Consider the following 8,086-nt stretch of genomic DNA (forward strand, 5'->3'; position numbering starts at 1 on the left):
GCAACTAGTTGCAGCCGCCAAACAACGGTTCGTTTCACCGCGAGAAAGACCCAGCCATGACCCCGAACGGCTCCACCACCAGGCCCAAGGCCGAACTGGAACTGGCCGACCAGCTCAGCAACGAGCTGGTCCGGTTCATGCGCCTGATCACCAAGGCCAAGTCCCAGGTGTCCAAGCAGGGTCCGGACGGGATCGAGCGGGCCGCGTACGCGATCCTCTTCTGCCTCATCCACGAGGGTCCGCAGCGCACCAGCAAGCTCGCCGAATTCCTGCACTCGGAGATCTCCACGATCAGCCGGCAGTCGAGCTCGCTCGTGCAGCACGGCCTGGTGGAGCGCCAGGCCGACCCCGAGGACGGCCGGGCCTGCCTGCTCGCGCCCACCGCCGAGGGCCTGCGGGTGTTCGACGAGAACCGCAAGCAGCGCAACCAGTGGCTGGCCGACGTGCTCGGCGACTGGAGCCAGGAGGACCGCGAAACGCTGAACACCCTGTTCGAGCGGCTGAACACCGGTATCGAGAACAACTTTCCAACTCTGTCCGACACCCCCGAGGTGTCGCAGGCCAAGGGGGCCGCACCGCTATGACGTCCACTGTCGAGAAACAACCCCGGACCCAGGGGGGAGCGCCCGGGGCACCGGGAGCCCTGGGGCTGACCCACCGCCAGATCATCACGATCCTGAGCGGCCTGATGTGCGGCATGTTCCTCGCCTCGCTCGACCAGACGATCGTGGGCACCTCGATCGTCAAGATCGCCAACGACCTGCACGGCTTCGAGCTGCAGGCCTGGGCCACCACCGCGTACCTGATCACCTCCACCATCGTCACGCCGATCTACGGCAAGCTGTCCGACATCTACGGGCGCAAGCCGTTCTACCTGACCGCGATCACCATCTTCGTGGCCGGCTCGCTGGCTTCTTCGTTCTCGACCTCGATGTACGAGCTGGCCGCGTTCCGCGCGGTGCAGGGCCTCGGCGCCGGCGGTCTGATGTCGCTGGCCATGACGATCATCGGTGACGTGGTGCCGCCGCGGGAACGCGCGCGGTACCAGGGTTACATCCTGGCGGTCTTCGGTCTGTCCACTGTGCTCGGACCGGTGCTCGGCGGCTTCTTCGCCGGCTTCGACAAGCTCGCGGGCTTGGACGGCTGGCGCTGGGTCTTCCTGATCAACGTGCCGATCGGCATCCTCGCGCTGTTCGTGGTCGCCAAGGTGCTGAACGTCCCGCACACCCCGCAGAAGCACAAGATCGACTGGTGGGGCGCGCTGAGCCTGATCATCGCCGTGGTCCCGTTCCTGATCGTGGCCGAGCAGGGCCAGAAGTGGGGCTGGGGCGACACGAAGGCGATCCTCTGCTACGCCATCGGCGCGGTGGGCGTGGTCGCGTTCATCCTGATCGAGCGGATGATGAAGGACGCCGCGCTGATCCCGCTGCGGCTGTTCAAGAACTCGACGTTCACCGTGGCGATCATCGGCGGCGTCATCGTCGGTGTCGCGATGTTCGGCGCGATCACCATGATCCCGCAGTACATGCAGGTTGTGCAGGGCTACACCCCGACCGAGTCGGGGCTGCTGATGCTGCCGCTGATGGCCGGGCTGATGCTCAGCTCGATCGTGTCCGGCCGGATCACCTCCAAGACCGGGCGCTACAAGATGTTCCCGGTCATCGGCACCCTGCTGATCGCGGTCGGCGCGTTCTTCTTCGCGCAGGTCAAGTACGACTCGGCGGTGTGGCACCCGCTGGTCGCCGCGGCGATCATCGGCCTCGGCCTCGGCCAGTGCATGCAGACGCTGGTCATCGCGGTGCAGAACGCCGGTCCGCGCAGCGACATGGGCGCGTCCACCGCCTCGGCCACGTTCTTCCGCCAGATCGGTGGCACCGCGGGTGTCGCGGTGTTCCTGACCATCCTGTTCAACGTGCTGCCGGGCAACATCACCAAGGCGTTCGGCGGCAGCCTGCCGGCCGGCTCCGGGGGGCAGCTGGCCGACCTGCAGAGCAACACCAGCATCATCGAGAAGCTGCCGCCGGCCCTCAAAACGCCGATCCTGGTCGGCTTCACCGACTCGATCACCACGGTGTTCTACGTCGCCGGCGCGGTGGCCCTGCTGGCCACGATCGTCCTGCTGTTCCTCAAGGAGATCCCGCTGGCCGGCATGTCCGCGGCCTCGACCATCGAGGGCGGCGAAGCCCTGCTCGAAGCGGAGGACGACGCGCCCACCGAGATCGTCGAGCCGGTGGCCAAGCCGGGTTCCCTGTTCGAAGAGGCCCCGCGCGAGCCGGCGCTGGCCGGGGTGGGCGGAAGGCACTCGTTGAACGGGAACGGCCACGGCGACCCCGAAGCGATCTCCGGCTCCCTGCCCATGCCGATCACCGACTCGGTGGCGGGCGCGGGCGTCGGCCTCCCGACCGGCCACGGCGGACTGCCGGTGACCGGCCACGTGCGGCGGCAGGACGGCAGCCACGTCAGCGGCGCCGCGCTCACCCTGATCGACCAGCAGGGCCGTCAGGTGGCGCGGGCCACGGGCAACGGCGACGGCAGCTACTCCGTGCCGACGCAGGGCCCCGGCACGTACGTGTTGATCGTGGCGGCCCCCGGCCACCAGCCGCAGGCCTCCAGCGTGGTGGTCGGCGGCGGACCGGCCAAGCTGGACGTGACGCTGACCGGCTCGGGTGAGCTGACCGGCGTGGTCCGGTCGGTCGGGCTGGGCAACCCGCTGGTCAACGCGACGGTGACGCTCACCGACTCGCGGGGCGAGGTCAACGGCGCGTTCATCACCGCCGACGACGGCGTCTACACCTTCAACGGGGTCGGCGCCGGGCAGTACACGCTGGTCGCCAGCGGCCCGCACTACCGCCCCGTCGCGGTCACGCTGACCGTGCCGGACAGCGGCGTGCTGCGCCACGACGTCGAGCTGGCCGGGGCCGTGCTGCTCCAGGGCACCGCGCGCACCGAGGGCGAGCGGATCGTGCCGGACGCGAGGATCACGGTGCTGGACGCGAACGGCAACGTCGCGGCCGTGGCGCGCACGGACGGTGAGGGCCGGTACGTGGTGAGCGACCTGCCCACCGGGTCCTACACGGTGGTGGCCAGCGGGTACCCGCCCGCCACCAGCCAGGTTTCGCTCAGCGACGGCGAGGCCGAGCACGACGTCCGCCTGAGCTACGACCAGGCCTTCGACGAGCTGGTCGAGCGGCCGTGAGCGGCGGCCTGCGCGCGCAGCTCCGCGCGAACGGCGGCTGGCCGGTCGAGAACGCCGTGCTGACGGTGACCGACCTCAACGGCCGCCAGGTGGCGCGGCAGGTCACGGACGCGAAGGGGGCGGTGGCCACCGAGCCGCTGCCCCCGGGCGTCTACACCGCCGTGATCACCGCACCGGGCTACAACCCGATGGCGCGCACGGTGCAGGTCGGCTCGGACGGAGCCGGACTGCTGGGCGACATCTCCCTCGCACCGGTGGCCGACGCCGTGGAACTCCCGCCGGCGGGCCCGTGGACCATCGACCCGGTTCACTCGTCGGTGGTCGCGACCGCGCGGCACATGGGCATCGCCAGCATCAAGGTGCGGTTCCCGGACGTGGGCGGGCGGATCGACATCGCCCGCCCGGCCGAGCGGTCGAAGGTGCACGCCGAGATCAAGGCCGGCAGCATCGAATCGGGCATCAAGATGCGCGACGACCACCTGCGCTCGGCGGAGTTCCTGGACGTCGACGTGCACCCGGTGATCGGGTTCGAGAGCACCGGGCTCTCCCAGCGGGGCACCGACACCTGGACGCTGGCGGGCCACCTGACCCTGCACGGCGAACGCCGTCCGGTCGAACTGGCGCTGCGGTACAACGGTCACGGTCCCGACCCGTGGGGTGGGGTGCGTGCGGCCTTCCACGCGGAGACGCAGTTGCACCGCAACGATTTCGCCATCAACTACAGCGCGATGGTGCGCGCCGGGGTGGCCGCGATCGGGACCACGGTGAAGGTGGAGCTGGACATCGAGGCGGTGCAGGGGGAGTCGCTGCCCCAGTTCTGATCTGCCCCCTTCCGACGAAACGGCCGCCGGTGACAGGAACTGTCACCGGCGGCTTCTTCGTCGGACCGGCTGGCGTCGCGGGCGAACGGAGCCGATGCGATCCCTGAATGCACCATCGCCGTGAACGACCCGTTCACAGCAGGAACATCCGAAGTGACCGAGAGGCTGCACCCGATGGTTCGGCGTCACCCCGCGGGCCGGCCACGTAGGCTCGAAGCGTGAAGGTCGTGAGTGTCGAGGCCGCGGGAGTGGGCGTGAGCTGGCTGGACACCGCCGGCCCGGTGCTCGTGTGGGTCATCGTGCTGGGCTTCGTGTTCGCGGAGTGCGCGTTGATCGTCGGGCTGTTCCTGCCCGGCGACTCGTTGCTGTTCGCGGCGGGGGTGGTGCTCGCGCAGCACGGTTCGGACGCCAATGCCTGGCTGCTGTCCGCAGCGGCGCTCGTGGTGGCGGTGCTGGGGAACCAGGTGGGCTACTACATCGGGCGCGGCACCGGCACCCGGCTGATCGCGCGGCGGGGCGGGAAGGTGCTGAACCGGCACAACCTCGACCGGGCCCAGGCGTTCCTGGACCGCAGGGGGTTCTTCGCGATCGTGGCCGCACGGTGGATCCCGTGGATCCGGACGCTGGCCCCGCTGATCGCCGGGGCGGCGCGGATGGACCCGCGGCGGTTCATGCTCGCCACGGCCACCGGCGGGCTGCTCTGGGTACCGACGCTCGTGCTGCTCGGCTACTACGGCGCCGGACTGCTCGACGCGTTGCCGTGGGTCAAGACCGTCGCGCTGTGGGCGAGTGTCGCGTTCTTCGTGCTCGGCACCGGGTACGGCGTGTACCGCTACCGGCAGGAGATGCGCCGTCCGGTCGACGAGACCGACGACACCAACGCGCCCGCCTAGAGCTCCGGCTCCGACCAGATCTCCAGCTGGATGCCGTCCGGATCGCGGAACACGATCACCGACGAGCCCTCGAACGTGCGCGACTCGGTGGGCGGGGTGTAGGACACGCCGAACTCGTCCAGCCGCTCCTCCCAGTCACCCAGCTCGGCCTTGGACGAGACCGAGAACGCGACGTGGTCGAGGCCGGTGCGGCGCTCGTCGAACCCGCGGCGGCCGGTGTCCGGGTGCTGGACCAGGACGATGGAGAACCCGTCACCCGCCGATCTCAGCACCACCTTGTGGATACCCGTGTCCGGATCCTCGCGGCGGTGGGTCTCCTCGAGGTCGAGCACGCGCGCGTACCAGGGGACGCTGCGGTCCACATCGGTCACGGTGAGCGCCAGATGGTGCACCGACGTGAGCTTGGGCATGACTTGACCGGCCGTCCTTTCCGACCCCCCACAACGCACCTCGGTGCGATTCCACCGACGGTTCCACCCGCCGCCGGGCGTCACCCACCCCGTGAACCGCCGGCTCCGCCAGCGTGACACAGCCGCCGCACGACGATGGGAGGATTCGCCGACTTCCCCCACGAATCGTGATCTCCTCGTCTCCGGGCCTCCCACGATCCGGGACGGGGGTCAGCGTCCGCCGCCGACCTCCAGCACCGCGCCCGTGGTGAACGAAGCCGCCGGCGAGAGCAGCCACAGCACCGCTTCCGCGATCTCACCCGGCTCGCCGGGGCGGCCCATGGGGACGGTGGGAGCCAGCCGACGCAACCGGTCCGGCACGCCCGCCGCCGCGTGCAGCCCGGTGGCGACCAGCCCCGGCGCGACGGCGTTCACCCGCACGCCCTCCGCGGCGACCTCCTGCGCCAGGCCGAAGGTGAGCGTGTCCACCGCCGCTTTCGACGCCGCGTAGTGCACCCACTCCCCGGCCGAGCCGGTGCGGGCCGCGGTCGAGGAGATGTTCACGATGGCGCCGCCAGGGCCGCCGTGCTTCGTCGACAGCCGCCGCACCGCCTCGCGGCAGCACAGGAACACCCCGCCGACGTTGACCTCCAGCACCCGCCGCACGGTGGCCGCGGACTGCTCGTCCAGCCGTCCCGGGGTGTTGCCCGTGATCGCGGCGTTGTTGACCACCCCGGCCAGCGGTCCCAACTCGGCGGCGGCGTCGAACAGCCGGCGCACGTCCGGCTCGTCGGCCACGTCGGCGCGCACGGCCATCGACCGCCGCCCCAGCGAACGCACGCGGGCAGCCACTTCCCCGGCCGCCTCGGCGTCACTGGAGTAGTTGACCACCACGTCGTGACCACGCCCGGCGGCCAGCTCACACACCGACGCGCCGATCCCCCGGCTGCCGCCGGTGACGATCAGGACGCTCACAGCGCGAAGTTCACCAGGGGCAGGTTCTCCAGCACGAGGTCGGCGCGGTCCCGGGTGTTCGAGATCAGGTCCGCGTTGCGCTGGTCGGAGCCGTGCGCGCGCTGCTGCGCCTCGACCAGTGACCGGCCGTAACGGCGGTGGCGCGAAACCAGCCGCTCGATCCGCTCCGGCTCGTCCGGCGCCAGGTACCACGCCTCGGTGAGGTGCGGGCGCACACCGCTCCAGGGGTCGTCCGGCAGCAGCAGGTAGTTGCCCTCGGTGATGACGAGCTGGACCTCCGGCGCGACCGGGACCGCGCCCGCGATCGGCTCCTCGATCTCCCGGCGGAACTCCGGCGCGTACACGGTCTCGTTGCCGTCCGCGAGCCGGCGGATCAAGTGCACGTACCCGGCGGCGTCGAAGGTGTCCGGCGCACCCTTGCGGTCGGTGCGGCCGAGCCGCCGCAGCTCCACCTGCGCGAGGTGGAAACCGTCCATGCCCACCACCGCCGCGCGCGAGCCCAGCGCGTTCGCGAGCGCCCAGGCCAGCGTGGTCTTGCCGGACGCGGGCGCGCCGACGATGCCCAGCACACTGCGCTGCCGCGGCTTGGCCAGCCCTTCGGCCCGTGCCAGGAGGTCTTCGAACGCCGTCATCGCACTCCCTTTCCCAACTCACCGAGCGCGGCCGTCCACGACCGCGGTCCCCCGTGGCGGACGCGCTCGGCGGCCACCTCGTTCGCGTACCGGACCCAGCCGGCCACGTCGTCCTCCCCGCCCGCCACCGCGAGCGCGAGCGCGCCGTGCCAGACGTCGCCGGCGCCCAGTGTGTCCCGCGCGGCGACCTCGGGTACGGCCACCGCACCCGAGTCTTCCCCAGCGCGCCAGCGCACCGGATCCGGGCCCGCCGTGGTGATCACCACGGGCACCCCGCGCTCGGCCAGGCTCGGTCCGGGCACGCGGAAGGGCGCGGAGCACGCGGCGACGTCGACCAGCGGCAGCAGCTCGTCCAGCACCGGTTTCCAGCTTCCCGCGTCGAGGACCACCGGCACGCCGCCCTCCTTCGCGGCGCGCGCGACCTTCAGCGCCAACGCCGGGTGGTGGCCGTCGAGGAGCACCGCCCCGACGCCGTCCAGGTCGGGCTCAGGGACGGGGAACCCGGCCTGCTCGGCCGCGTTGCGCGAGACGACCGTCCGCTCCCCGTCGCGGTCGCGGACGGCGACCGCGCTCACGGGCGGCGGTTCCGCTCGTCCGGGCGCGAGATCGAGGACGCGGACCCCGCACGTGGCGAGGTCCGCGCGGGCGAGGGCGGCCAGCGGGTGCGCACCGAGGACCGTCGTCAACGTCGCCTCGGCGCCGAGCGCGGCCACGGTCACCGCGGCGTTCGTCGCGGGCCCACCGGCCGCGACGTCCACCGCGAGGGACTGCAGCTTCTCGCCCGGCGCCGGGAAATCGGCGACCCGCTGCACGAGGTCGACGGTGCACAGGCCCGCCAGCAGCACCCGCACCTCAGGTCAGCCCGGCGTGCGTCGCGGCCTCGACCTCGACCACCTCGCCCCGCTCGTCCAGCCGCAGCGCCCCGGTGAGCAGGCCGACGACCTGGTTCATCGAGTGCGTCTTCGGCGAGACCAGCGCGACCCGCCGGCCCAGCCGGTGCACGTGGATGCGGTCGGCGATGTCGAACACGTGCGGCATGTTGTGGCTGATCAGCACCACCGGGAGTCCGCGGTCGCGGATCCGCCCGATCAGCTCCAGCACCTTGGCCGACTCCGCGACCCCCAGCGCGGCCGTCGGCTCGTCCATGATCACGGCCTTGGTGCCGAACGCCGCGGCCCGC

At 71.5% G+C, this 8,086-nt stretch carries 8 protein-coding genes and 1 pseudogene; 4 read left to right on the forward strand and 5 right to left on the reverse strand.

Annotated features, from left to right (window positions below; all coding sequences use genetic code 11):
• The first annotated feature begins 56 nt into the window (after positions 1-56).
• From NYF13_RS35950 to NYF13_RS35965, 4 genes are all read left to right on the forward strand, one after another.
• Positions 57-584 carry a MarR family transcriptional regulator gene (locus tag NYF13_RS35950; RefSeq protein WP_315654954.1) on the forward strand — a complete coding sequence of 176 codons (528 nt, stop codon included), beginning with the start codon at positions 57-59 and terminating at the stop codon, positions 582-584.
• Positions 581-3,196 carry an MFS transporter gene (locus NYF13_RS35955; protein ID WP_315654953.1) on the forward strand — a complete coding sequence of 872 codons (2,616 nt, stop codon included), beginning with the start codon at positions 581-583 and terminating at the stop codon, positions 3,194-3,196. The genes NYF13_RS35950 and NYF13_RS35955 overlap by 4 nt, the downstream gene beginning before the upstream one ends.
• Positions 3,193-4,017, forward strand: a complete 825-nt coding sequence (locus NYF13_RS35960; RefSeq protein WP_315654952.1) for a YceI family protein — start codon at positions 3,193-3,195, stop codon at positions 4,015-4,017. The genes NYF13_RS35955 and NYF13_RS35960 overlap by 4 nt, the downstream gene beginning before the upstream one ends.
• Positions 4,018-4,235: 218 nt before the next feature.
• Positions 4,236-4,910: a DedA family protein gene (locus tag NYF13_RS35965; RefSeq protein ID WP_315654949.1), complete on the forward strand. Its 675-nt coding sequence runs from the start codon at positions 4,236-4,238 to the stop codon at positions 4,908-4,910.
• Here NYF13_RS35965 and NYF13_RS35970 read toward each other — a convergent pair.
• The 5 genes and pseudogenes from NYF13_RS35970 to NYF13_RS35990 all read right to left on the reverse strand — a co-directional run.
• Positions 4,907-5,320 carry a VOC family protein gene (locus NYF13_RS35970; RefSeq protein ID WP_315654948.1) on the reverse strand — a complete coding sequence of 138 codons (414 nt, stop codon included), beginning with the start codon at positions 5,318-5,320 and terminating at the stop codon, positions 4,907-4,909. The two genes, NYF13_RS35965 and NYF13_RS35970, sit on opposite strands and share 4 nt — an antisense overlap.
• Positions 5,321-5,530: 210 nt before the next feature.
• Positions 5,531-6,274: an SDR family oxidoreductase gene (locus tag NYF13_RS35975; protein WP_315654946.1), complete on the reverse strand. Its 744-nt coding sequence runs from the start codon at positions 6,272-6,274 to the stop codon at positions 5,531-5,533.
• On the reverse strand, positions 6,271-6,906 hold the full coding sequence (locus tag NYF13_RS35980; protein ID WP_315654944.1) for a nucleoside/nucleotide kinase family protein: 636 nt from the start codon (positions 6,904-6,906) through the stop codon (positions 6,271-6,273). Before NYF13_RS35980 ends, NYF13_RS35975 begins: the two co-directional genes overlap by 4 nt.
• A complete protein-coding gene (locus NYF13_RS35985; protein WP_315662582.1) occupies positions 6,903-7,751 on the reverse strand; it encodes a PfkB family carbohydrate kinase in 849 nt (282 codons plus the stop codon). The genes NYF13_RS35980 and NYF13_RS35985 overlap by 4 nt, the downstream gene beginning before the upstream one ends.
• Before the next feature lie 7 nt (positions 7,752-7,758).
• Positions 7,759-8,086 (reverse strand): annotated as a pseudogene (locus NYF13_RS35990) (sugar ABC transporter ATP-binding protein); the annotation flags it as partial.

The organism is Amycolatopsis sp. PS_44_ISF1, from assembly GCF_032335455.1.
Lineage (GTDB): Bacteria > Actinomycetota > Actinomycetes > Mycobacteriales > Pseudonocardiaceae > Amycolatopsis.